We start from the raw sequence: 22,915 nt of genomic DNA on the forward strand, positions 1-22,915 counted from the left end.
TGCAGCACGTCGACGAGGACGGGGAAGAACCCTTCGACGTCCTGGCTCGACGAGCCGGTGACGTAGAAGATGCGCACGCCTGTCGCCTCGTTCAGCGCGATCGCGAGGATGACGACAGCGAAGGCGGCGACGACGATCGGGATGTTCATCGTGATGATGCTCGTGGCCTGGCCGATGCGGTCGGCGAGCTTGTACTGGCGGGATGCCGTGTACACGCCGAGCGCGATGCCGAGGACGGTGAAGAGGATCGTGGCTCCCAGCACCAGCTCGGCGCTGACCCACATGCGGTAGCCGACCTGCTCGTTCACCGAGCCGCCGGTCGGGCTCACGCCCCAGTCCCACCGCAGCAGGATCCCCGTGAGCCAGTTCCACCACCGTTCGATGAGAGGGACGGTGTCGCTGAGGTTGCGCGGCTTGAGGAGGTGGACGATCTGCTCCTCCGTCACCGGAGGGCGGCGACCGACGTAGTTGCTGCGCGGGTCGAGGAAACCCCACGCGAGGAAGTACGTGAGATTGGTCGCGACCACGATCATGAGCAGCCAGCCGAGTGCTCGGCGCACGAGATACTTGATCAAGGGTGTGATTCTTTCTCTTCTACAGACGCGCGCGGGATCTGCCGACGCAACGCTGAGCCGGGTAGTCATTCAACCACCAACTGCTGGACTGCGCGACACGACGCCTGCACGCTGTCTGTGACGGAGTCTTGTCGCTCATGGGATCCGGTGTCACCGATTGCTCCCGGGCAACTTCGCGAGACTACCACCAGTTATGAGGGAATCTCGGATCGGCCCGCGCTCACCCTAGACTTGAGGGGACATGTCACCACGCGCTCTCACTCCTCTTCAGCCTGCCGCGACTCCGGCCACGCAGATCCGCAACTTCTGCATCATCGCCCACATCGACCACGGCAAGTCGACCCTCGCCGACCGGATGCTCCAGATCACCGGAGTGGTCTCCGACCGCGACATGCGGGCCCAGTATCTGGACCGCATGGACATCGAGCGCGAGCGCGGCATCACGATCAAGAGCCAGGCGGTGCGGATGCCCTGGCAGATCGGCGAAGAGACCTTCGCGCTGAACATGATCGACACCCCCGGTCACGTGGACTTCACGTACGAGGTGTCCCGTTCCCTCGCCGCGTGCGAAGGGGCGATCCTCCTCGTCGACGCGGCTCAGGGCATCGAGGCCCAGACGCTCGCGAACCTGTACCTCGCGCTGGAGAACGACCTCCACATCATCCCGGTCCTGAACAAGATCGACCTCCCAGCCGCCGACCCGGAGAAGTACGCCAAGGAGCTCGCCTCCCTCATCGGCGGGAAGCCGGAGGACGTGCTGCGCGTGTCGGGCAAGACCGGCGTCGGCGTCGAGGAGCTCCTGGACCGGCTCGTGCAGGAGATCCCCGCGCCGAAGGGCGATCCGGAGGCTCCGGCGCGCGCCATGATCTTCGATTCCGTGTACGACGCGTACCGCGGCGTCGTGACGTACGTGCGCATGATCGACGGCAGCCTGTCTCCGCGCGAACGCATCCAGATGATGTCGACCGGCGCGAACCACGAACTCATCGAGATCGGCGTCTCCAGCCCCGAGCCCATTCCGAGCAAGGGACTAGGGATCGGCGAGGTCGGGTACCTGATCACCGGCGTGAAGGACGTGCGCCAGTCGAAGGTCGGCGACACGGTCACGACCAGCCGGAAGCCGGCATCCGAGGCGCTGGCCGGGTACACCGATCCGAAGCCGATGGTCTTCTCCGGCCTGTACCCGATCGACGGCAGCGACTACGCGGAACTGCGCGAGGCGCTCGACAAGCTGAAGCTGTCTGACGCCTCTCTCGTCTACGAACCGGAGACCTCCGTCGCTCTCGGCTTCGGCTTCCGCTGCGGATTCCTCGGGCTCCTGCACCTCGAGATCATCACCGAGCGGCTCGCGCGCGAGTTCGGCCTCGATCTCATCACCACAGCCCCCAGCGTCATCTACGAGGTGCTCACCTCCGACACCGGCGAGACCGTCACCGTGACGAACCCGAGCGAATACCCCGACGGGCGCATCGGCTCCGTCTCCGAGCCGATGGTCAAGGCCGCGATCCTGCTCCCGAAGGACTACGTGGGCACGGTCATGGAACTGTGCCAGTCGCGCCGAGGCTCGCTGCTGGGCATGGAGTACTTCTCCGAGGAGCGCGTCGAGCTGCGCTACAACATGCCGCTCGGCGAGATCGTCTTCGACTTCTTCGATCAGCTGAAGTCCAAGACCCAGGGGTACGCCTCGCTGGACTACGAGCCCTCCGGCCAGCAGGAGGCCGATCTGGTCAAGGTCGACATCCTGCTGCAGGGCGAGAAGGTCGACGCCTTCAGCTCGATCGTGCACCGCGACAAGGCATACGCCTACGGCACCATGATGGCCGAGCGACTGCGCAAGCTCATCCCGCGGCAGCAGTTCGAGGTGCCGATCCAGGCCGCGATCGGCGCCCGCATCATCGCACGTGAGACGATCCGCGCGATCCGCAAGGACGTGCTCGCCAAGTGCTACGGCGGTGACATCACCCGAAAGCGCAAGCTCCTCGAGAAGCAGAAGGAGGGCAAGAAGCGCATGAAGATGGTGGGTCGCGTCGAGGTCCCCCAGGAGGCGTTCATCGCCGCGCTCTCCGGCGACGTCGAGGGCAAGGACAAGAAGTAGTCCGGTTCTGGGTGCCCGCGGCGCGTGGGGGTGATCGCTCAGGCAAGCCGAAGTAGGGTGGAGATCATGCGGCGCGGGACTTTCCGAGACGACACGGTTGACTATGCGGCCGTGGGTGCCACCCACGCCCCGGATCTGATGCAGTACCCGCCGGAGCGCAGCATCCCGGCGGAGCAGTCCTGGCGGATCGGCAGCGGCTCCGAGCGGTTCCAGACCGCAGGGGAGTCCCTGCTGTCGTGGACGGCGCAGCGAGCCGCAGGGCTCGGCATCCAAGACGTGCGCCCGGCCCCCGGTCCCGCGTACGCCGGAGTGAGCTTCGACGCCGAGGGAAACCCCATCGCGCCGAGCAAGCACGACATCGAGCAGCGCTTCGACGCGGAGGGCACGCCCTTCGTCGGCCCGGGAATGACCCTGAAGCTGCACGGCCATGTGGCAGGCATGAGCGCCGATGCCGAACTGCGGGTGATCTCCGTGACGGAGGAGAAGCGCCGCATCGGCTTCGTGCTCGGCACGGTCGGAGGATCGGTCGTGAGCGGCGAGGAGTCGTTCGACATCGACTGGCGCGAGGACAACGACGAGGTGTGGTTCACCGTCCGCGCCTTCGACGCGCCGAACGCGATGCTGTACCGGATGGTTCCCGCGCTCGTGAAGCGACGCAGGAAAGAGCTGTTCGCCCGGTACCTGCGGGCGATCTCCCCGCTCTACGCGACCCCCGTCTGATGGCGGGTCCTCTTCCCCTCGGCGATCCGGCCCCGGCGGACGGCGGGCTCCCCGCCGATCTCTCCGTCGATCCCTCCGTGCCGTTCTCGGCGTACCTGCACATCCCGTTCTGCCGTGTGCGGTGCGGGTACTGCGACTTCAACACCTACACCTCGGGCGAGCTGCGCGGCGCGAAGCAGGAGGACTACGCCGACATCCTCGCCGCGGAGATCTTCCTCGCCCGTCGGGTGCTGTCGGATGCCGGAGCGCTCCGGCCGATGGACACGGTGTTCTTCGGAGGCGGCACGCCCACGCTGTTGCCCGCCGGCGACCTCGCGCGGATGCTGGATGCGGCGGTGTCGGCCTTCGGGCTCGCCGACGGCGCGGAGGTGACGGTCGAGGCGAACCCCGACACGGTGACCCCCGAGGTCGCCAGGACTCTCGCCGATGCCGGGGTCACCAGGCTCTCCATCGGCATGCAGTCCGCCGTGCCGCACGTGCTCGCTGCGCTGGATCGCACGCACCGGCCGGAGAACGTCCGCACCGCCGTCGAGGCGGCGAAGGGCGCCGGTCTCGCGGTCAGCCTCGACCTCATCTACGGTGCGCCGGGGGAGTCTCTGGCCGATTGGGAAGCCTCTCTCGACGCCGTACTCGACCTCGAGTCGGACCACATCTCCGCGTACGCGCTGATCATCGAGGACGGCACGAAGCTGGCCAGGCAGATCCGCCGCGGCGAGGTGCCGACACCCGACGACGATCTCCAGGCCGACATGTACGAGCTCGCCGACTCGCGGCTCGCCGCCGCCGGTTTCGAGTGGTACGAGGTCAGCAACTGGGCGCGCTCCGCGGATCGGCGTTCGCGTCACAACCTCGCGTACTGGCGGGGGAGCGACTGGTGGGGCTTCGGCCCCGGGGCGCACAGTCACGTCGCGGGCCTGCGCTGGTGGAACGTGAAGCACCCGGCCGCATACGCGCAGCGGCTCGCGGCATCCGAGTCCCCGGCTGCCGGAACCGAGCGCCCTGATGAGGAATCGCGGATGCTAGAGCGGGTGCTGCTGCTGAGCCGTCTCGCCGAGGGCATCGCAGTGGCCGACCTCCCTGCAGGGAACCGAGCCCGCGTCGCCGGCCTGATCGCCGGCGGTCTGGTGGATCCTGCCTCCGCCGTTCGCGGCCGCGTTCGTCTGACGCTCCGCGGCCGGCTGCTGGCCGACGCGGTCGTGCGGGAGCTCACCGACTAGGGAGCAGATCCATGCCGATCGTGCGTCGCTGGGGCACCGTGGTGGTCACGGCATCGAACAGGCGCGTCCTGCGCTCGGAGCCGAAAGCGGGCCATCCGGGGTCGCCGGTGGTGACGAAGGAGACCCACGCGCGGTGCATGTCGGCGGCGAGCTCGCGCGGAGCGTCGGTCCCGGCCATGCGCTGCGTCTCGGGGTCGTCGAGCCGGTCGAACACGAAGCCGAGCTCGAGCGCGTGCGCGGCGCGGAGATCGCGCACGGGGCTGGGCCAGGCGAACTCGTAGACGTGGGTGTTCGCGGGGCGCGCTGCCGCGACGCGGCTGAGCGGAGCGCGGAGCATGACATCGGTCGCGAGCTGTCCGAAGATCTCCCCGGTCGACGCCGAAGGGAAGTCGGCGCGGTACGCGGCCACCGCACGGCCGGGGATGCGCAGCGCGAGACGCGCGATCAGCAGCTTCGCCCTGCTGATGCCGGCGAGCGCCTCCGGGGGGAACCACAGCCGGTACTCGTCGGTGTTGCTGCCGATGAGCAGCGGGGTGTCGATCTCGCCGAGCACCTCGTGGGGAGACCGGGGGAGGCTGTCGGGGTCGATCGAGAACTGGAATCCCGGCGCGCCCCCGAGGGGTGAGGAGCCTGCGGCCTGCTCGCGACGGGCCTGCAGGAGCTGATCGGGGTCGACGCCGGCGAAGGACTCCCGATCGGCGCGGATGCCGAGCCGCTTCGCCAGCTGCGCGGTGACGCGCCCGGCCTTCTCCGGTGTCTGCGCCTCCAGAGGACCGGACTCGATGATCGCCTGAGCGATCAGCGCACGCGACTCCGGACGGGCCAGGAGACCGGCGACGATCGCGCCGCCCGCCGATTCGCCCATCACCGTGACGCGCGCGGGGTCGCCGCCGAACGCCGCGATCTCGCGGTGGACCCAGTCGAGGGCGGCCGCGGCGTCGCGCAGGCCGAGGTTGCGCGGTGCGTCCTCGAGCACGGAGAAGCCCTCCGAGCCCAGCCGGTAGTTGATCGAGGCGAAGACGATGCCGGCGCGTGCGAACCCCGTGCCGTCGTAGATCGAGAGCGCGGCGGTGCCGCGTTCGAGGGCGCCGCCGTGGATCCACAGCAGCACGGGCGCGTCCGAGGCGTCGACCGGGGACCAGACGTTGACGGTGAGGATGTCTTCGCCGTCGATGCGCACCGAACCCAGCAGCTCGCCGGTCGCGCCGGAGTAGGGGAGCTGGGGAGACGTGGGGCCGAAGGACACGGCGTCGCGCTCGCCCGTCCACGCGGGAGCGGGCTGTGGCGCGCGGAACCGGTTGTCCCCGAACGGCGGCGCGGCGTACGGGATGCCGAGGAAGCGACGGACGCCGTCCTCGACGGTTCCTCGGAGGACCCCGGTGCTGACGGAAGCGGTGGACGGCGTGGTCATGAGCGCCATCCTAGGGTGCACGCGATAGGATTGGCACTCTATAGGTCCGAGTGCCAGGCGGGAGGGTGAGATGGTCACAGAGCGAGGCCTGCAGGTGCTGCGCGCGATCGTGCAGGACTACGTCGAGACGCACGAACCCGTCGGCAGCCGCACGATCGTCGATCGGTACTCCTTCGGCGTCTCCGCGGCCACCATCCGCAACGACATGGCGCTGCTCGAGGACGAGGAGCTGATCGCCGCTCCGCACACCTCCTCGGGGCGCGTGCCGACCGACAAGGGGTATCGCGTCTTCGTGAACCACCTGGCTCAGCTGCGGCCGCTCACCGTGGCTCAGAGAAGTGCGATCGAGTCCTTCCTCGCGGACCCCGCCGATCTCGACGACCTGATGGCGCGCACCGTCCGTGTGCTCACGCAGCTCACGGGGCAGGTCGCCCTGGCGCAGTATCCGTCGTTCGCACGCGCGCATCTGACCCACCTGGAGCTCGTCGCGCTCGCGCCGAGCCGGATGCTCGTCGTGCTCGTCACCGACGCCGGCGGCGTCTCACAGCGCATGACCCCGCTCCCGATCGAGCTCGACGAGGCCGATGTGGCGGTGCTGCGGGCGCGGCTGTCCGCGCTGATCACAGGCCGTGCGGTGAGCGACGCCGCTGAGCGCCTGCAAACCCTGCTCGCCGATGACACGACGACGGATGCCGCGCTGCGCGCCCTCGCGACCGTCATCATCGACGAGCTGGGCGAGTTCCGCCAGGAGCGCCTCGTCATGGCGGGGGCCGCGACGCTGGCCCGGCGCGAACAGGACTTCCGCGGCAGCATCCATCCTCTTCTCGAGGCGATCGAGGAGCAGGTGACGCTGCTGCGGCTGATGAGCGAGATGGAGACCGACGTGCACGGGCTCGCCGCGAGCATCGGCACGGAGAACGCTCCGTTCGGTCTCGGCGAGGCGTCGATCGTCGCCAGCAACTACGCCGCACCGAGCGGCACCGCGCGCGTCGGCGTCATGGGCCCGACCCGCATGGACTATCCGAGCAACCTCGCGGCGGCGCGGGCCGTGGCCCGCTACCTGTCGCGGATGCTCGACGAAGACGAGGCGAGCCGCTGAGGCGGCCGCCGAACGAACACACACGGAGAAGGGCCATCGTGGCGGATCACTATGAGGTTCTCGGGGTATCCCGAGAGGCGTCCACCGACGAGATCAAGAAGGCGTATCGACGCCTCGCGCGTCAGCTGCACCCGGATGTGAACCCGGGCGAGGAGGCGGCGGAGCGCTTCAAGCTCGTCACGCACGCGTACGACGTGCTCAGCGACGACGAGTCGCGACGCCGGTACGACATGGGCGGCGGAGACGGCGCCGCAGGCAACTTCGGCGGGTTCGGAGGCTTCGGCGACATCTTCGAGACCTTCTTCGGCGCCGCGCAGGGCGGCGGGCGCGGCGCTCGTCCGCGGTCACGGCGCGAGCGCGGCCAGGACGCGCTCGTGCGTGTGACCCTCGAGCTCGGCGACGTGGTGTTCGGCGCGCACCGCGACATCGAGGTCGACACGGCGGTGCTGTGCGAGACGTGTCAGGGATCATGCTGCCAGGAGGGCACGTCGCCCGTCACCTGCGACATCTGCGGCGGCTCCGGCCACGTGCAGCGTCAGGTCCGCAGCCTTCTCGGCAACGTCATCACCTCGCAGCCGTGCGGCACCTGCGAGGGCTACGGCACGACGATCCCGTACCCGTGCGGAACCTGCGCTGGTCAGGGGCGCGTGCGGTCGCGTCGTACGGTGTCCCTCGACATCCCCGCCGGTGTGGAGACCGGGCTGCGACTGCAGCTGCCGGGCTCCGGCGAGGTGGGCAAGGCCGGAGGCCCCAACGGCGACCTGTACGTCGAGGTCACGGTGAGCCCGCACGCGGCGTTCAGCCGTGACGGCGACGACCTCCTCGCCACGCTCGAGGTCTCCATGACCGACGCGATCCTCGGAACGGACACGAAGATCCAGGGGCTCGACGGCGAGGTCGACCTGGAGATCCGCTCCGGCATCCAATCGGGTGACGTCCTGACGATCAAGGGCCGCGGCATCACCCCGCTGCGGGGATCCCAGCGTGGTGACCTCAGGGTCGGCGTGCAGGTGGTCACGCCCACCAAGCTCGACTCCGCACAGCGCGCGCTCATCGAGGACTTCGCGAAGAAGGCGAAGTCGCCGGGACCGCAGCTCGCCCAGTTCCAGCAGGGGCTGTTCTCCAAGCTCCGCGACCGCTTCCGCTCGCACTGAGCCATGGCGCTGCACTTCCTGGTCGAGACGTCGACCGATGCCGCGGTCGGCGACCTCGTGTCGCTCACCGGCGCGGAGGCGAAGCACGCGGCGGTCGTCCGCAGACTGCGTGTGGGCGAATCCGTGACGATCGGCGACGGTGCAGGCGTCTGGCTCACCGGTGTCGCCGAGGAGGTCTCTCCGAGCCGGGTGGACGTGCGCGTGTCCGATCGTGCGGTCCACGACGCGCCGACGCCCCGCATCGTCCTCGTTCAGGCACTGGCCAAGGGCGATCGGGATGAACTCGCCGTCCAGGCGGCCTGCGAGCTCGGCGTCGACGAGATCGTCCCGTGGCAGGCGAGCCGCAGCGTGTCGCGCTGGGACGGGCCCAAGGCCGTCAAGGGGCGCGAGCGCTGGGCGACGATCGTGCGCGAGGCAGCGAAGCAGGCGCATCGGCCCTGGATCCCCGAGGTCTCGGAGCCTCTCACGACGGGACAGCTCGCGCAACGCGCGGCGGACGCGCGGATGCTCCTGCTCGACCCGACGGCGACCATCAGGCTCTCCGAGCGGGAACCGGACGGTCGCGACCTGATCCTCGTCGTCGGCCCCGAGGGCGGCATCGCCCCCGAGGAGCTGGACCGTCTCGTCGCGGCGGGTGCCGAGCGCGTGCTGCTCGGCGACACGGTGCTGCGCACGTCCACGGCCGGTCCGGCCGCGATCGCGGTGCTGTCGGTGGCGCTCGGCCGCTGGTGAGCGTCCCCTCAGTAGACTGAGAGCATGAGCGAGCCCTCGATCTTCACCCGCATCCTCACCGGCGACATCCCCGGGGAGATCCTGCTGGAGACCGATCGGGTCTTCGCGATCCGAGACATCAACCCGCAGGCGCCGCTGCACGCCCTCGTCATCCCGAAGACCGAGGAGTACCGCGACGTCACGGAGCTCGCCGCAGGCGACCCCGCGCTCCTCGCGGACATCGTGGCCGCGGCGAGGCGGCTCGCGGAGGAGCACGCGAACGGCGAGTACCGCCTGATCTTCAACAACGGCGCGAGCGCCGGCCAGTCCGTCTTCCACGTGCACGCCCATGTGCTCGGCAACATCGAGGAGAGCAAGCTCGTTGGCTTCTGACGATTTCGATTCCGCTCCCGACCGCGGCAGCGCCGTCGAGAAGATCTACGCAGACGGCGTCGCCATGGTGCAGCTGCTGGGGCCGCAGGACCGGCTGCTGCGGATGCTGGAGAAGGAGCATCCGCAGGTGCAGGTGCTCGTCCGCGGCAACGAGATCACGCTGTCGGGAGACGCCGATGCCGTCGCCGACGCCAAGCGTCTCGTCGACGAGCTGCTCACGATGACCAGGCGCGGCCACGACCTCGCTCCGAGCGACGTCTCGAGCTCCGCCAGGATGCTGCGTCAGGACGGCGGCCCGCGTCCGAGCGAGGTGCTCGGCGAGGCGATCCTCTCCACCCGCGGCAAGGTGATCCGTCCGAAGACGCTCGGCCAGAAGGAGTACGTCGACGCGATCGACGAGAGCACGATCGTGTTCGGCATCGGTCCGGCCGGTACCGGCAAGACCTACCTCGCGATGGCGAAGGCCGTCCAGGCGCTGCAGCGCAAGGAGGTCACCCGCATCATCCTCACGCGTCCTGCTGTCGAGGCGGGGGAGCGTCTGGGGTTCCTGCCCGGCACGCTCAACGACAAGATCGATCCGTATCTGCGACCGCTGTACGACGCGCTCAACGAGATGATGGACCCCGAGATCGTCCCGCGTCTGATGGCGACGGGCACGATCGAGGTCGCTCCGCTCGCCTACATGCGCGGTCGCACCCTCAACGACTCGTTCGTGGTGCTCGACGAGGCGCAGAACACCACCCCGGAGCAGATGAAGATGTTCCTCACCCGGTTGGGGTTCGGCACGAAGATGGTCGTCACCGGCGACATCACCCAGATCGACCTCCCGCAGGGAGCTTCGGGGCTGCGGACAGTGACGCGCGTGCTGAGCGACATCGACGACATCCACTTCGCCCGCCTCACCAGCGATGACGTGGTGCGCCACTCGCTCGTCGGGCGCATCGTCGACGCCTACAGCGAGTATGACGAGAAGCGCACGGCGCAGCGGTTCGAGCGCGAGCAGGCGGCGGAGTTCGCCAATCGCGCCGATCGACGCGGCGCCCAGCGACCAGGACCACGCGACCGGATGCCGAAACGAGGACTCTCATGATCGAGATCAACAACGAGTCGGCGATCGACGTCGACGAGACCGTGCTGCAGCGGCTGACGGACTTCAACCTCGCGCAGCTGCATGTCAGCGCCGACGCCGAGGTGGCCATCGTCCTCGTGGACGAGGGCGCCATGGAGGCGCTGCACGTCCAGTGGATGGACGAGCCCGGCCCGACCGACGTGCTCAGCTTCCCGATGGACGAGCTGCGCCCCGGCACGGAGGACCGCCCGACGGCCCCCGGGCTCCTCGGCGACATCGTGCTGTGCCCGCAGGTCGCGGAGACGCAGGCGCAGGCGGCCGGCCACACGCTGATGGACGAGCTCATCCTGCTGACCACGCACGGGCTGCTCCACCTGCTGGGCTTCGACCACGCCGAGCCCGATGACGAGCGCGAGATGTTCGGTCTTCAGAAGGAGCTCATCCAGGGCTTCGCGGCCTCTGAACGCCGACGATGACCGCGGCCTTCCTCCTCGCGGGGGCGGTGCTGCTCGTCGCGTTCGGCGGTCTCATGGCCGCTATCGATGCGGCTTTCGCGGTGACCTCGCGCGCCGACCTCGAGGAGATGGGCGCCGAGGGACGCAATGCGGGGCAGCTGTCCCGCATCGCCGCCGACCCCGATGCGCACGTCAACGCGGTGGCGTTCATCCGCGTGCTCGCGGAGACGACGGCCGCGGTCCTCGTGACGGTCGCCTTCTCCAGCCTCTTCGACAACATCTGGTGGGCGATGCTGGCCGCCGCCGTGCTGATGACGGGCATCACGTTCGTGCTGGTCGGCGCGAGTCCGCGTACGTTCGGCAGGCATCACGCCGACGCGATGCTCCGTGCGTGCGCTCCCGTCGTGCGCGGAGTGCGGATCATCCTCGGACCGCTCGCGCAGGGCCTCGTCGTGCTCGGCAACCGCGTCACCCCCGGGGCGGGACGCAGCACATTCAGCTCGGAGGAGCAGCTGCTGAGCATGGTGGACGAGGCGGCATCGAACGACCTCATCGAGGCGGACGACCGCGATCTCATCCACTCCGTGTTCGACTTCACCGACCAGTTCGTGCGCGCGGTCATGGTGCCGCGCACCGAGATGGTGACGGTGGATGCGACGGCGACCACGAGTGAAGCCATGGCGCTGTTCCTGCACCGCGGCGTCTCGCGCATGCCCGTCGTCGACGACGAGGCGGACGATGTCGTCGGCGTGCTCTATCTCAAGGACCTCGTGCAGTTCGCGTTCCGTGACGAGAACGCCTGGCGGACGGCTCCCATCCGGCCCATCTCCCGGCCGGCGACCTTCGTCCCCGAGTCCATGCGCGCGGAGACGCTGCTGCAGCAGATGAAGCGAGACGCGGTGCACGTGTGCCTGGTGATCGACGAGCACGGCGGCATCTCGGGGCTGGTGACGCTGGAGGATCTCATCGAGGAGCTCGTCGGCGAGATCTCGGACGAGTACGATCAGGTGTCGGCCGAAGTCGTCGATCTCGGCGAAGGCAGATACCGCGTGAGCGCCCGGCTCTCGTTGGAGGACGTCGGCGATCTCTTCGGACTCGAACTCGAGGATGAAGACGTCGACTCGATCGGCGGACTGCTCGGCAAGGCTCTCGGACAGGTTCCCCAGCCGGGGGCCACGGCGACGGTCGACGGCGTCGTGCTGACCGGCGGGGCCTCTCGTGGGCGAGGGCGCGGCATCGCGACGGTGTTCGTCGAACGGGCGCAGGACGCGGCCCATGAAGGAGACACGGAAGATGACTGAGAAGACCAGAAGCGGCTTCGTGACCTTCGTCGGGCGCCCCAACGTGGGCAAGTCCACGCTGACCAACGCCCTGGTGGGCGAGAAGATCGCGATCATCAGCGACAAGCCCCAGACGACGCGCCGCGCGATCCGCGGCATCGTGAACCGTCCGGACGGCCAGCTCGTGATCGTGGACACCCCCGGCATCCACAAGCCGCGCACGCTCCTCGGCGAACGACTGAACGACCTCGTCGAGCAGGTTCTCGGAGATGTCGACGTCATCGGGTTCTGCGTGCCCGCGACGGAGAAGGTCGGACCCGGCGACCGCCGCATCGCCGCGTCCCTCGACGGGTATCCGCGCGCGAAGAAGATCGCGATCGTCACCAAGACGGATGCCGCGGGGCGAGACGAGATCACCGAGCGCCTGATCGAGGTCGACGCGCTGCGTGAGGACTGGGCCGCCGTGATCCCGCTGTCGGCGCTCACCCGAGATCAGCTCGAGGTCCTCTCCGACGAGATCATCCGGCTGCTGCCGAAGGGCCCTGCGCTGTATCCGGAGGGCATCACCACCGACGAATCCGAGGAGGATCGGATCGCGGAGATCATCCGCGAAGCCGCTCTCGACGGCGTCAGGGATGAGCTCCCGCACTCGATCGCGGTGGTCGTCGACGACATCGCGCCGCGCGAGGACGGCAGCCTGACGGACGTGCACGCGTCGATCGTCGTGGAGCGCGACAGTCAGAAGGCCATCATCATCGGGCACAAGGGGTCACGTCTTCGGGACGTCGGCGCCCGCGCCCGTGGCGGTATCGAGGAGCTCCTCGGAGTCCGCGTGTTCCTCGGTCTGCACGTCAAGGTCGCGAAGGAATGGCAGCGTGACCCCAAGCAGCTCGGCAGACTCGGCTTCTGAGATGCGCGCGCGTCTACCTCGGGCGGACGACCCGCCTCCCTCGCCGGCATGAGCGCCGGCAGCGAAGACCCGAACTCGCTGCGCAATGAGGTCTTCTCCCGCGTCTTCGACGAGAACTGGGCGGCCGTCAGACATCACATCGAGTGCGTGATCGACGACGACGCCGAGGTCACGGAGCTCGTCTCCGTCGTGTTCTTCAACGCCTGGACGAGGCTGAAGCCGAACCGACCGCTGGGCCGCGTGTGGCTGCTCCGCGAGGCGGACCGCTCACTGCGGCACCGTCTGGGGCGCACCGCCGACCGCCCGGCCGTCACCGAAGCCGTGCACGCGGGAGTCGCGGGGGAATCAGGATCGGAGTGCCCGGCGAGTCACGCCGAGATCCTGAGAGCGCTCTCTGGCCTCAGCGTGCGGGAGAGGCGTATCATCATGTTCACGTACTGGGACGGACTCGCGGTGGGGGATATCGCCGAGTCGATGGGTGTTTCTCGTGCCTGTGCGGAACGGACGAAGCGTCGCGCGCACCGGAAACTGCGTCGCGGCTTGGGCCTGGAGGGGACGGACTGATGCCACAGCTGACCGATGAGGAGCTGGATCGGCTGCTCTACGCAGCCGGTGATCGCGCGCGCACTCCGATCGACGCCAAGCCCGACGCTGAGGCTCTCGCGATGCTCGACCGCATCATGGCGACCGACCCGCACCCGCATCGCACCCGCAACCGCGTCGTCGGCTGGGGGTCCAGTCTCGTCGCAGCGGCTGCTGCCGTCGCGATCGGCGTCAGCGTCGTCGGCTCCGGGGGCGCTGCCGTCGCGGGGACGCCGTCCCCGTTGCAGTTCGAGGGCTCTACGACTGTGACGGAGACGATTCAGAACGCGCAGGCGGCGCTGGCCGCCAGCTCCGGACCAGCCGAACCGGCGCGTACCGTGCGTTCGGCCAATTGGTCGTTCAACATCAACGGCGATACAGGTGCGGCGAAAGTCGTCCCGCAGCTCACCGTGCTGCGGTGGGAGGCCGATGGCTCGGGTCTGGTGACATACGTCGAGGGTGAACCCTATGATCCGTCTGACGCCGCCGCGAACGCGGGAATCGAAGTGGTCAGCAGCGGCAAGATCACGCGGGAGCTCGTGATGGCTCCGGGTGACTTCACGACACCTGTGACCGCACCGCCAGGGACGAGCAAGGAGGAGATCGAAGCCGCACTCGCAGCGTTCGGAATGCCGAAGGATCCCTCAGCGTCCCAGGTTCTCCAAGCGATCGAATCATTGCTCCAGCAGTGGACCCTGACGAACGCCCAGGAGTCCCAGCTGCTCGGGATACTCGCAGACGCCACCGGTTCGACCGCGCTCGGCACCTCGACCGATCGACTCGGTCGTTCGGTCTCGGGAATACGCGTCCCCACCGACAGCGGCGCGGCGAGTGACGTGCTGCTCATCTCCACAGAGACGGGAAGGATCATCGGTCTCGAGCGGACGGTCCTGGTTGCGGACGACCTGCTCCCCGCGGGCGCGGTGCTCTCCTATTGGGTTCTGGATATCGGTGAGGTGGCCGTCCGATGAGGATGCGACGTTATGCGGCATCTGTCGCGCTCGGGACGCTGTTCGTCGTTGCAGGGGCAGGCCCTGCGATGGCAGAGTCTCCGGAAGAGGTCGATCCGCTGGTCGTGCAGATGCTCGAAGACGTGCCCGGTGGAGTCCTGGTCGATGCGACCCATGCGGAATGGCCGGAACTCGGCATGGCGCTCACTGTTCCGACCGCAGGAGACCTGAGTGCGAGGACCGCTTCGGGGTCCTGCGCTTCGGGCCTCATCTGCGTGTACAAGCTGCCGTCTCTCTCCGGAGCGTTTCTGAGCTACTCGGGGTGCGGGGTGCTCGCGGTTCCCGGGGACTGGACGGTGCGGTCGATGGACAACAATCGTGCCTCCGGATATGCGCAGGCGCGCAACGTGACCACCGTGCTCGCGACCGCGAACGCGGGCAGCTGGACGAATGTGGGCGGCACCACCACCAACATCCGCTGCGTCTTCTGAACATGGCGCGCCATTGGGTGGCGACCGAGTGGGGCACGCCCGACTCGTGGTCCTTCGAAGAGTACGAGCCGGCGCTTCCCGGCGAAGGGGAGATCACGGTCCGTGTCCGCGCCGCGGGAGTGAACCCCGCGGATGCCAAGCACGTCGCCGTGCCCCGCACCGGCGTCTCTCTCCCCGTGCCGATCGGCTACGAGATCTCCGGCGAGATCGTCGCCATCGGACCGGACACGAGGATCGGCTCTGGCGAGGCGCACCCGGGAGATCAGGTGATCGCTTTCCGCGTGCGCGGCGGTTACGCCGACGAGATCACCATCCCCGCCGAGAAGGCGTTCGCGAAGCCGACGACGCTCGATCATGCGGCGGCGTCGAACCTGTTCCTCACGGGGACCACGGCGGCGGAGATGCTGTTCGTGACCGGAGCCTCGCCCGGGGAGACCATCCTGCTGCACGGCGCCTCGGGCGCGGTCGGGGTCGCCGTGCTCCAGCTGGCCGCGCTGCGCGGCATCCGCGTGATCGGCACGGCGAGCGCTGCCCGTGCCGAGGTCGTCCGTCGTTTCGGCGGAGTTCCCGTCGCGTACGGTCCCGGCCTCGAGACCCGTGTGCGCGAGCTGGCAGGCGGCCCGGTCGACGCGGCGCTGGACGCCGTCGGCACGGACGAGGCGATCGACGTGTCCCTCGCCCTCGTCGCCGATCGGACGCGCATCGTGACGATCGCCGCGGCTCATCGTGCGGAGGCCGACGGCATCCGCTGGATCGCCGGCTCCCAGCCGGACAGCGCGCGTTTCAGAGACGAGATCAGGGGTGAGCTGGTCGCGCTGGCGCAGAACGGCGATCTCGTCGTGCCGGTGGCGATGACCTTCCCGCTCTCCGAGGCGCCGGAGGCGCTGCGCGTGCTCGCCGGAGGCCATCCCGGCGGAGCGATCGCGCTGATCCCCTAGTCGATCTCGCGAAGCGCCGACGTGACGAACACGACGTCGTCGCCGAACTCGGCGTCCGCGGCGTCCTGGATGCTGCCGTCATCCCAGACGACCTGCACCCAGACGTAGCCTCGATCACTCGACGCCGTCAGCGCTGTCGAGCCGAGACGTGCGGCGACGTCGTCCTGGATGCGCGTGAGATCGGCCGCAGAGGTGGTGCCGTCCACTCCACCCGACGGGTCCTCCGGACGGATCGGATCGTAGAGCGCGAGCATGATCGGCGGATCGGTGATGGTGTACCTCTCGCCGTCGTACGTGCCGTACACGGCGTAGGTGCCCCAGGTGACGTCTCCCGACGTCTCGCTGCCGTCCACACCCTCCCAGGTCCACCCGTCGACGGGGAGACCCTGGCACTGCGGGGGATACGACTCCATGACGGCGCCCAGGCACAACTGCACGTCGCCGCCCTTGTCGATCACCGTGCCCGTCCCGATGACCCGGCCCTGCGGCGGCGCGGGGTGCACCGCCTCCAGGCGCTGATCGGAGGGGACCGTGGTGCTCGTGGGCGCCGGGGATCCTGCCGGGCCGGACGCGCATGCGGTCAGCGCGAGGAGGCAGGCGACGGATGCGGCGGCGAGGAGCGGGCGACTCTGCGATGTGCTCATACTCGACAGTGTCGCCGCAGCACGGATCGTCTCAGAGCGAGTCGAAGCGCATCGGCATCCCTGCTACCATGGCCGCATGCCTTTCGGCGGTCTGCTTCTTCTTAGCTGCCGCGACGAGTCCTAAGAGCTAGGGCCTTCCTCGTCGCGGCGCTTGTGTTGGCCCGTACATTCTGACGAAGAGAAGAAGCCCATCATGAAGAACACCCAGCGCCCGTCCGGGATGCCGATCCACAAGTACCGGCCGTTCCACGAGCAGATCGTCGTCGACCTTCCCGACCGCACCTGGCCGGACGCCCGGATCACCGAGGCTCCCCGCTGGTGCGCCGTCGATCTCCGCGATGGCAACCAGGCTCTCATCGACCCGATGTCGCCCGAGCGCAAGCGCGTCATGTTCGAGCTGCTCGTGAGCATGGGCTACAAGGAGATCGAAGTCGGCTTCCCTTCGGCCAGCCAGACCGACTTCGACTTCGTGCGTCAGCTCATCGAGGAGAACCTGATCCCCGATGACGTGACCATCCAGGTGCTGACCCAGGCACGAGAGCACCTCATCGAGCGCACCTACGAGTCCATCGCCGGGGCCAAGCAGGCGATCGTGCACCTCTACAACTCCACGAGCGTGCTGCAGCGCGAGGTCGTCTTCCGCACCGACAAGCAGGGCATCATCGACATCGCCCTCGAAGGCGCTCGCCTGTGCCGGAAGTTCGAGAAGACCATCCCCGACACCCAGGTCTACTACGAGTACTCGCCCGAGAGCTACACCGGCACCGAGCTCGAGTTCGCGGTGGACGTGTGCAACCAGGTGATCGAGATCTTCGAGCCGACGCCTGACCGCAAGGTCATCATCAACCTCCCCGCCACCGTCGAGATGGCCACGCCGAACGTGTACGCCGACTCGATCGAGTGGATGAGTCGCCACCTCGCCCACCGCGAGAACGTCATCCTGTCGCTGCACCCGCACAACGACCGCGGCACCGCGATCGCCGCCGCCGAGCTGGGCTACATGGCCGGCGCGGATCGCATCGAGGGATGCCTGTTCGGCAACGGCGAGCGCACGGGCAACGTCGACATCGTCGCGCTGGGGATCAACCTGTTCACGCAGGGGATCGACCCGCAGATCGACTTCAGCGACATCGACCAGGTCAAGCGCACGGTCGAGTACTGCAACCAGCTGCCGGTGCCCGAGCGCAGCCCCTGGGCGGGAGACCTGGTCTTCACCGCGTTCAGCGGATCGCACCAGGACGCGATCAAGAAGGGCTTCGAGGCGATGGCCGCGACCGCGGAGTCCCGTGGCGTCACGGTCGACGACATCGAGTGGGCCGTGCCGTACCTGCCTGTCGACCCGAAGGACCTCGGCCGGTCGTACGAGGCGGTCATCCGCGTCAACTCGCAGTCCGGCAAGGGCGGCGTCGCCTACCTGCTGAAGGCTGATCACGCGATCGATCTGCCGCGCAAGCTGCAGATCGAGTTCTCCGGCGTCGTGCAGGCCAAGACGGATGCCGAGGGCGGCGAGGTCACCAGTGAGCAGATCTGGTCGATCTTCAACGACGAGTACCTTCCCGCGGCCGATGCCGCCGCCAAGTGGGGCCGATTCGAGCTGCTGGCCACCCAGACCCGCAGCGACATGTCGGGCGAGGTGGTCCTCGACGTCGTGCTCCGAGACGACGAGCAGGAGCTCGCGATCTCCGGCAGCGGCAACGGCCCCGTCGCCGCCTTCGTCGAGGTGCTGCGCGCACAGGGCTTCGACATCACCGTCTACGACTACGTCGAGCACGCTCTCAGCGCCGGCGGCGACGCGCAGGCCGCGGCGTACGTCGAGCTGCAGGTCGGCGACCAGCGCCTGTGGGGCGTGGGCATCGACGGAGACATCTCGACGGCATCGCTCAAGGCGATCGTGTCGGGCGTGAACCGATCGATCCGGACCCGCGCCGCAGAGCTCGCCGCGGTCTGACAGCCACCGGGCGAGCGGCCTCACCATCTGGTCGTCGAGCGAGCGAAGCGAGACGAAACGCGTCAACTGACGTCGAACGTCGGATGACGCGTTTCGTCTCGGTCGCTGCGCTCCCTCGCTCGACGACCCGGGGGTGATCGTACGTCGCCCGGAGGAACATCGACCGACGTGTCAGCGCCCGGTGTCCGAGGGCTTGATGATCGGGATCATGCCGGTCTCTGCGGCGACCTTGCGGCGGTACAGGCGGCGCTGCTCCGGCAGGGACACGTCGAAGCTCACCGCGAGGATGCGGATCACCGCCGTCACGATGATGCCGATGATCGCGGCGAGCGTGATCGGCATGTGGAACAGGTTCGCGACGACGATGAACGTGCAGCCGGCGCCGGCCGCGACCGCGTAGAGAGAGCCGACGTGCATGATCGCGGTCGGCAGTCCCATCAGCATGTCGCGGAGCACGCCTCCACCGACCGCCGCGCACACGCCGATGAAGACCGCGGGCACCGGGGGGATGCCGAAGGCGATGGCCTTGCTCGTGCCGAAGGCGCCGAACATGCCGATGACCACTGCGTCGAGCACGACGATCACGGTGTTGATGCGGTTGAAGACCCCGGCGAGGAGCATCCCGAACAGGGAGGCGCCCGTCGCCGTGACCAGATACCAGTTGTCGTGCAGCGTCGCGGGCGGCTGACCGAGCAGGATGTCGCGGATGAGGCCGCCGCCCATGCCGATCATGATGCCGATGATCGCGACGCCCAGCCAGTCGAGTCGGCGCTGACCCTGGAAGCCTGAGGCGAACATCGCCCCCTGCACGCCGCCGAGGCCGACGCCGAGGAGGTCCGCCCACAGCGGAATGGTGAAGAGCGGTTCGGTCACCCGTCCATTGTCGCGCACGGAGGATAATCGAACCGTGCCGACCTACCGAGACGAAGCGGTGATCCTGCGCACCCACAAGCTGGGTGAGGCGGACCGCATCGTCACCATGCTCTCGCGGCGCCACGGCAAGATCCGCGCCGTGGCCAAGGGGGTCAGGCGCACGTCGTCGAAGTTCGGCTCCCGCCTGGAGCCGTTCATGGTCGCCGATGTGCAGCTCTACCAGGGACGCTCTCTCGACATCGTGCAGCAGGCCGAGTCGCTCGGGGCGTACGGAGCCGATATCGCCGCGCACTACGACCGGTTCACGTCGGCCAACGCGATGGTCGAGACCGCCGACAGGCTGAGCGACTCGGAGGCGACGCCCGAGCAGTACCTCCTGCTCGTCGGAGGACTCCGCGCCCTCTCGCGGGGCGAGCATGCACCGCGCAGCATCCTGGACTCCTATCTGCTGCGGGTGATGGCACTGTCCGGCTGGGCTCCGTCGCTGGGGGACTGCGCCAGATGCGGCGATCCCGGTCCGCACACGCACTTCGTCGGGCAGCTCGGCGGGTCGGTGTGCACGAACGACGCTCCGGCGGGCAGCCCTCGGATCGCCGAGCGCACGCTCTCCCTCCTGCGGTCGCTGATGGCAGGGGAGTGGGAGCTCATCGATGCGGCATCGCCGGTCGAGACCTCCGCGGCTTCCGGATTGATCGCCGCCTACGCCCAATGGCACCTCGAGCGCGGCATCCGCTCGCTCGCGCACGTGATCGACGCCCCCCGAGAAGGAGCACGGTGAGCCCGAAGCCATTCACCCACAAGGATGCCGTGGCGTACCGCCCGCTCGACTGGACCGGGGTGCACCCGCCCGCCTTCCCGGCGGTCCCCGCTCATGTGGCGATCGTCATGGACGGCAACGGCCGCTGGGCCAACCGCCGCGGCCTGAACCGCATCGAAGGGCACAAGGCCGGTGAGGAGGTCCTGCTCGACGTCGTGGCCGGCGCCATCCAGGCAGGCGTGAAGCACCTCTCGGTCTACGCCTTCTCCACCGAGAACTGGGCGCGCTCTCCCGAAGAGGTGCGCTTCCTCATGGGATACAACCGCGACGTGCTGCACCGGCGCCGCGACCAGCTCAACGAATGGGGCGTGCGGGTGCGCTGGGCCGGTCGCAAGCCGCGGCTGTGGGGCAGCGTCATCAAGGAGCTCCAGTACGCCGAGCAGCTCACCCGGGGCAACGACACCCTGACGCTGACCATGTGCGTGAACTACGGCGGGCGCGTCGAGATCGTCGATGCGATGCGCTCCATCGCGGCAGAGGTCGCCGCAGGGCGGGTCAAGCCGAACGCGATCAGCGAGAAGATGATCCGCAGGCACCTGTACGTCCCCGACATGCCCGATGTCGACCTGTTCCTGCGGAGCTCGGGGGAGCAGCGCACGTCGAACTTCCTGCTCTGGGAGTCCGCGTACGCCGAGATGGTCTTCCTCGACACCCTGTGGCCCGACTTCTCCCGCGAAGAGCTCTGGCGCGCGATCGGCATCTACCTGTCGCGCGACCGGAGGTTCGGCGGAGCGATCGACACTCCCGATCAGGCCTGAGAGCGCATCCAGCGCTCGGCCTCGCGCGGATGCCGCAGCCGCACGATCGTCAGGTGGGGGAATCGCTCCTCGATCCCGGGCATGCGCTCGGCCCAGTGTCGGAGGGTCTTCGTCTGCCAGGCGAGGATGTTCTCCTCGGGGTCGCGGTTCAGCATGTTCCACGGCCCCTTCTCGCGATTGCCGTTCCAGAGCTCGCGCCGGAGCACGCCGCGCGCGAGGGTGCGTCTGATCAGCCGCGAGCGCACGACGCGGTACGGGTAGTCGAGCCAGAGCGCGAGCTGCGCGCGCGGCGTCATGATCTCATCCGTGCCCTTGCTGGTGTACTGCCACTCGGTGATCCAGCGCTCTTCGGCAGCGAACGTCCGCACGTCGTCGAGGAACGACGGCCGCGGTGTCCACTCCGGTCCGTGGAACAGCGCATCGATCTCGATGTGGCGCAGATCCCAGGCGGCGCCGATGCGTGCGGCGAGGGTCGTCTTGCCCGACCCTGAGACGCCGGCGATGAGGATCCGTTCCGGTCGGAACGGCAGAGGATCATCGGCGGAGAGCATCCGAGAATCCTAATCCGGAATAGCCCATTGGTGCATGCGGTTGGATAGGGATGTGACTGAACCCATCTCGATCGACATCTGGTCCGACATCGCCTGCCCGTGGTGCTACATCGGCAAGCGCAATCTCGAGAAGGGCCTCGAAGCCGTCGCCGGTGACGAGGACGCCCCGCAGGTGAACATCACGTTCCACTCCTTCGAGCTGTCTCCCGACACCCCGGTCGACTTCCACGGCGACGAGATCGACTTCCTCGCCGGCCACAAGGGGATGCCGCGCGCACAGGTCGAGCAGATGCTCTCCCATGTCACCGGTGTCGCGCAGAACGCCGGACTCGAGTACCGCTTCGATCTGCTGCAGCACACGAACACGGTGAAGGCGCACGAACTGCTGCACCATGCGAAGGCGGAGGGCCTCCAGCACGAGATGGAGGAGCGACTGATGTCGGCGTACTTCACCGAGGGCAAGCACGTCGGACGGGTCGACGACCTCGTCGAGCTCGCCGTCGAGGTCGGTCTGGACGCCGACGCCACTCGTCGGGCGCTCGAGTCCGCGCAGTACCTCCCCGCGGTTCGGCAGGATCAGGCGCAGGCGCAGGCCTACGGCATCCAGGGCGTGCCGTTCTTCGTGATCGACGGCCAGTACGGCATCTCCGGAGCGCAACCGCCTGCCGCCTTCGAGAACGTGCTCCGCGACCTGTGGGCGAAGCGCGGCGAAGACGAGTCGGAGCCCGCCGCGGTCTAGCGGGTCAGCGCCGCCTCGATGGCCCCGACGATGGCGGGGTCATCGGGCTTCTGCTTCGGGCGGAAGCGCTGCACGGATCCGTCCGGCAGCACGAGGAACTTCTCGAAGTTCCACTCGACGCGGCCGGCTTTTCCGCCGGCATCTGGCGTCTCTTTGAGCTCCTTGTAGAGGTCGGCGGCGTTCTTGCCGTTGACCTTGACCTTGTCGGCGATGGGGAAGGTGACGCCGTACGTCGTGGAGCAGAACTCGAGGATCTGATCGACCGACCCCGGCTCCTGGCCGAAGAACTGGTTGCACGGGAAGCCGACGACGCTGAATCCGCGGTCGCCGTAGAGGCGCTGGAGTTCTTCGAGCTGCTCGTACTGCGGCGTGAGGCCGCACTTGGACGCCACGTTCACCACGAGGACGACGTCGGCGCCGAGATCGTCGAGCGTCTTCTCCGCTCCCTGAGCGTCGACGAAGGGGATGCTGCGCACTGCGGAATCGGTCATATCCACAGCTTAGGTCGGTGCGCCGGCATGGGCGCCGGGTCTGG

Annotated in this window: 24 protein-coding genes and 1 pseudogene; 19 read left to right on the forward strand and 6 right to left on the reverse strand. The window is 68.4% G+C overall.

Annotated elements, in window-relative coordinates; genetic code table 11:
• Positions 1 to 575 (reverse strand): annotated as a pseudogene (locus tag CQ047_RS19045) (ABC transporter permease); the annotation flags it as partial.
• 241 nt (positions 576 to 816) lie between these two features.
• Here CQ047_RS19045 and lepA point away from each other — a divergent pair.
• The 3 genes from lepA to hemW all read left to right on the forward strand — a co-directional run bounded on the left by lepA (position 817) and on the right by hemW (position 4,607).
• A complete protein-coding gene (gene lepA / locus CQ047_RS03725; RefSeq protein ID WP_105672948.1) occupies positions 817 to 2,670 on the forward strand; it encodes a translation elongation factor 4 in 1,854 nt (617 codons plus the stop codon).
• Between the two features lie 66 nt (positions 2,671 to 2,736).
• Positions 2,737 to 3,390 carry a DUF1990 family protein gene (locus tag CQ047_RS03730; RefSeq protein WP_105673095.1) on the forward strand — a complete coding sequence of 218 codons (654 nt, stop codon included), beginning with the start codon at positions 2,737 to 2,739 and terminating at the stop codon, positions 3,388 to 3,390.
• Positions 3,390 to 4,607, forward strand: coding sequence for a radical SAM family heme chaperone HemW (gene hemW / locus CQ047_RS03735; protein WP_105672949.1), 1,218 nt, complete (start codon positions 3,390 to 3,392; stop codon positions 4,605 to 4,607). The genes CQ047_RS03730 and hemW overlap by 1 nt, the downstream gene beginning before the upstream one ends.
• Here the strand turns inward: hemW and CQ047_RS03740 are convergent.
• A complete protein-coding gene (locus CQ047_RS03740) occupies positions 4,597 to 6,018 on the reverse strand; it encodes a carboxylesterase/lipase family protein (protein WP_105672950.1) in 1,422 nt (473 codons plus the stop codon). The two genes, hemW and CQ047_RS03740, sit on opposite strands and share 11 nt — an antisense overlap.
• Positions 6,019 to 6,088: 70 nt before the next feature.
• Here CQ047_RS03740 and hrcA point away from each other — a divergent pair, with 70 nt between their 5' ends.
• The 12 genes from hrcA (at position 6,089) to CQ047_RS03800 (ending at position 16,050) form a co-directional block, all read left to right on the forward strand.
• Complete coding sequence (gene hrcA / locus CQ047_RS03745; RefSeq protein WP_105672951.1) at positions 6,089 to 7,117, forward strand: heat-inducible transcriptional repressor HrcA; 1,029 nt, start codon at positions 6,089 to 6,091, stop codon at positions 7,115 to 7,117.
• A 38-nt stretch (positions 7,118 to 7,155) separates the two neighbouring features.
• Positions 7,156 to 8,271: a molecular chaperone DnaJ gene (dnaJ, locus tag CQ047_RS03750; RefSeq protein WP_105672952.1), complete on the forward strand. Its 1,116-nt coding sequence runs from the start codon at positions 7,156 to 7,158 to the stop codon at positions 8,269 to 8,271.
• 3 nt (positions 8,272 to 8,274) lie between these two features.
• Positions 8,275 to 9,003, forward strand: coding sequence for a 16S rRNA (uracil(1498)-N(3))-methyltransferase (locus CQ047_RS03755; protein ID WP_105672953.1), 729 nt, complete (start codon positions 8,275 to 8,277; stop codon positions 9,001 to 9,003).
• A gap of 24 nt (positions 9,004 to 9,027) precedes the next feature.
• Positions 9,028 to 9,375, forward strand: a complete 348-nt coding sequence (locus CQ047_RS03760) for an HIT domain-containing protein (RefSeq protein ID WP_105672954.1) — start codon at positions 9,028 to 9,030, stop codon at positions 9,373 to 9,375.
• A gap of 64 nt (positions 9,376 to 9,439) precedes the next feature.
• On the forward strand, positions 9,440 to 10,465 hold the full coding sequence (locus CQ047_RS03765) for a PhoH family protein (protein ID WP_223587460.1): 1,026 nt from the start codon (positions 9,440 to 9,442) through the stop codon (positions 10,463 to 10,465).
• Positions 10,462 to 10,920, forward strand: coding sequence for an rRNA maturation RNase YbeY (ybeY, locus tag CQ047_RS03770; protein ID WP_105672956.1), 459 nt, complete (start codon positions 10,462 to 10,464; stop codon positions 10,918 to 10,920). Before CQ047_RS03765 ends, ybeY begins: the two co-directional genes overlap by 4 nt.
• A complete protein-coding gene (locus CQ047_RS03775) occupies positions 10,917 to 12,200 on the forward strand; it encodes a hemolysin family protein (protein WP_105672957.1) in 1,284 nt (427 codons plus the stop codon). Before ybeY ends, CQ047_RS03775 begins: the two co-directional genes overlap by 4 nt.
• Entirely contained in the window at positions 12,193 to 13,089 is an 897-nt protein-coding gene (gene era / locus CQ047_RS03780; protein ID WP_181155825.1) for a GTPase Era, read from the forward strand. Before CQ047_RS03775 ends, era begins: the two co-directional genes overlap by 8 nt.
• Positions 13,090 to 13,137: 48 nt before the next feature.
• On the forward strand, positions 13,138 to 13,653 hold the full coding sequence (locus CQ047_RS03785; protein WP_105672959.1) for a sigma-70 family RNA polymerase sigma factor: 516 nt from the start codon (positions 13,138 to 13,140) through the stop codon (positions 13,651 to 13,653).
• Entirely contained in the window at positions 13,653 to 14,642 is a 990-nt protein-coding gene (locus CQ047_RS03790) for a hypothetical protein (RefSeq protein WP_223586317.1), read from the forward strand. The genes CQ047_RS03785 and CQ047_RS03790 overlap by 1 nt, the downstream gene beginning before the upstream one ends.
• Before the next feature lie 68 nt (positions 14,643 to 14,710).
• Positions 14,711 to 15,112, forward strand: a complete 402-nt coding sequence (locus tag CQ047_RS03795) for a hypothetical protein (protein ID WP_223586318.1) — start codon at positions 14,711 to 14,713, stop codon at positions 15,110 to 15,112.
• A 2-nt stretch (positions 15,113 to 15,114) separates the two neighbouring features.
• Positions 15,115 to 16,050 carry an NADP-dependent oxidoreductase gene (locus CQ047_RS03800; protein ID WP_105672961.1) on the forward strand — a complete coding sequence of 312 codons (936 nt, stop codon included), beginning with the start codon at positions 15,115 to 15,117 and terminating at the stop codon, positions 16,048 to 16,050.
• On the opposite strand, the gene CQ047_RS03805 is transcribed toward CQ047_RS03800, so the two are convergent.
• The gene (locus CQ047_RS03805; protein ID WP_223586320.1) at positions 16,047 to 16,694 is read right to left on the reverse strand and encodes a hypothetical protein; all 648 of its coding nucleotides are present in this window, start codon (positions 16,692 to 16,694) and stop codon (positions 16,047 to 16,049) included. The two genes, CQ047_RS03800 and CQ047_RS03805, sit on opposite strands and share 4 nt — an antisense overlap.
• 193 nt (positions 16,695 to 16,887) lie before the next feature.
• Here CQ047_RS03805 and leuA point away from each other — a divergent pair, with 193 nt between their 5' ends.
• Complete coding sequence (gene leuA, locus CQ047_RS03810) at positions 16,888 to 18,642, forward strand: 2-isopropylmalate synthase (protein ID WP_105672963.1); 1,755 nt, start codon at positions 16,888 to 16,890, stop codon at positions 18,640 to 18,642.
• Positions 18,643 to 18,813: 171 nt separating this feature from the next.
• Here the strand turns inward: leuA and CQ047_RS03815 are convergent, their stop codons facing one another.
• Complete coding sequence (locus CQ047_RS03815; protein ID WP_105672964.1) at positions 18,814 to 19,515, reverse strand: trimeric intracellular cation channel family protein; 702 nt, start codon at positions 19,513 to 19,515, stop codon at positions 18,814 to 18,816.
• 34 nt (positions 19,516 to 19,549) lie between these two features.
• Between CQ047_RS03815 and recO the strand changes: the two genes are divergently transcribed.
• Positions 19,550 to 20,293 (forward strand): DNA repair protein RecO, encoded by a 744-nt coding sequence (gene recO, locus CQ047_RS03820; RefSeq protein WP_105672965.1) that lies wholly within the window; start codon positions 19,550 to 19,552, stop codon positions 20,291 to 20,293.
• A complete protein-coding gene (locus CQ047_RS03825) occupies positions 20,290 to 21,090 on the forward strand; it encodes an isoprenyl transferase (RefSeq protein WP_105672966.1) in 801 nt (266 codons plus the stop codon). The genes recO and CQ047_RS03825 overlap by 4 nt, the downstream gene beginning before the upstream one ends.
• Here the strand turns inward: CQ047_RS03825 and CQ047_RS03830 are convergent.
• Positions 21,081 to 21,641: an AAA family ATPase gene (locus CQ047_RS03830; RefSeq protein ID WP_105672967.1), complete on the reverse strand. Its 561-nt coding sequence runs from the start codon at positions 21,639 to 21,641 to the stop codon at positions 21,081 to 21,083. The two genes, CQ047_RS03825 and CQ047_RS03830, sit on opposite strands and share 10 nt — an antisense overlap.
• 52 nt (positions 21,642 to 21,693) lie before the next feature.
• Here CQ047_RS03830 and CQ047_RS03835 point away from each other — a divergent pair, with 52 nt between their 5' ends.
• Complete coding sequence (locus CQ047_RS03835) at positions 21,694 to 22,380, forward strand: DsbA family protein (RefSeq protein ID WP_105672968.1); 687 nt, start codon at positions 21,694 to 21,696, stop codon at positions 22,378 to 22,380.
• Here the strand turns inward: CQ047_RS03835 and CQ047_RS03840 are convergent.
• On the reverse strand, positions 22,377 to 22,871 hold the full coding sequence (locus tag CQ047_RS03840; protein WP_105672969.1) for a glutathione peroxidase: 495 nt from the start codon (positions 22,869 to 22,871) through the stop codon (positions 22,377 to 22,379). The genes CQ047_RS03835 and CQ047_RS03840 overlap by 4 nt on opposite strands.
• Positions 22,872 to 22,915: the final 44 nt, after the last annotated feature.

The sequence above is a fragment of the Microbacterium sp. MYb72 genome (genome assembly GCF_002979415.1).
Lineage (GTDB): Bacteria > Actinomycetota > Actinomycetes > Actinomycetales > Microbacteriaceae > Microbacterium > Microbacterium natoriense.

Excerpts from the sequence above, each read along its gene's own strand:
- ybeY (WP_105672956.1), top strand. The coding sequence starts at position 10,462 with ATGATCGAGATCAACAACGAGTCGGCGATCGACGTCGACGAGACCGTG.
- CQ047_RS03730 (WP_105673095.1), top strand. The coding sequence starts at position 2,737 with ATGCGGCGCGGGACTTTCCGAGACGACACGGTTGACTATGCGGCCGTG.
- CQ047_RS03755 (WP_105672953.1), top strand. The coding sequence starts at position 8,275 with ATGGCGCTGCACTTCCTGGTCGAGACGTCGACCGATGCCGCGGTCGGC.
- hrcA (WP_105672951.1), top strand. The coding sequence starts at position 6,089 with ATGGTCACAGAGCGAGGCCTGCAGGTGCTGCGCGCGATCGTGCAGGAC.
- CQ047_RS03760 (WP_105672954.1), top strand. The coding sequence starts at position 9,028 with ATGAGCGAGCCCTCGATCTTCACCCGCATCCTCACCGGCGACATCCCC.
- CQ047_RS03765 (WP_223587460.1), top strand. The coding sequence starts at position 9,440 with ATGGTGCAGCTGCTGGGGCCGCAGGACCGGCTGCTGCGGATGCTGGAG.
- CQ047_RS03840 (WP_105672969.1), bottom strand. The coding sequence starts at position 22,871 with ATGACCGATTCCGCAGTGCGCAGCATCCCCTTCGTCGACGCTCAGGGA.
- era (WP_181155825.1), top strand. The coding sequence starts at position 12,193 with ATGACTGAGAAGACCAGAAGCGGCTTCGTGACCTTCGTCGGGCGCCCC.
- CQ047_RS03775 (WP_105672957.1), top strand. The coding sequence starts at position 10,917 with ATGACCGCGGCCTTCCTCCTCGCGGGGGCGGTGCTGCTCGTCGCGTTC.
- CQ047_RS03800 (WP_105672961.1), top strand. The coding sequence starts at position 15,115 with ATGGCGCGCCATTGGGTGGCGACCGAGTGGGGCACGCCCGACTCGTGG.
- leuA (WP_105672963.1), top strand. The coding sequence starts at position 16,888 with ATGAAGAACACCCAGCGCCCGTCCGGGATGCCGATCCACAAGTACCGG.
- CQ047_RS03740 (WP_105672950.1), bottom strand. The coding sequence starts at position 6,018 with ATGACCACGCCGTCCACCGCTTCCGTCAGCACCGGGGTCCTCCGAGGA.
- CQ047_RS03785 (WP_105672959.1), top strand. The coding sequence starts at position 13,138 with ATGAGCGCCGGCAGCGAAGACCCGAACTCGCTGCGCAATGAGGTCTTC.
- hemW (WP_105672949.1), top strand. The coding sequence starts at position 3,390 with ATGGCGGGTCCTCTTCCCCTCGGCGATCCGGCCCCGGCGGACGGCGGG.
- CQ047_RS03805 (WP_223586320.1), bottom strand. The coding sequence starts at position 16,694 with ATGAGCACATCGCAGAGTCGCCCGCTCCTCGCCGCCGCATCCGTCGCC.
- CQ047_RS03790 (WP_223586317.1), top strand. The coding sequence starts at position 13,653 with ATGCCACAGCTGACCGATGAGGAGCTGGATCGGCTGCTCTACGCAGCC.
- CQ047_RS03795 (WP_223586318.1), top strand. The coding sequence starts at position 14,711 with ATGGCAGAGTCTCCGGAAGAGGTCGATCCGCTGGTCGTGCAGATGCTC.
- CQ047_RS03830 (WP_105672967.1), bottom strand. The coding sequence starts at position 21,641 with ATGCTCTCCGCCGATGATCCTCTGCCGTTCCGACCGGAACGGATCCTC.
- lepA (WP_105672948.1), top strand. The coding sequence starts at position 817 with ATGTCACCACGCGCTCTCACTCCTCTTCAGCCTGCCGCGACTCCGGCC.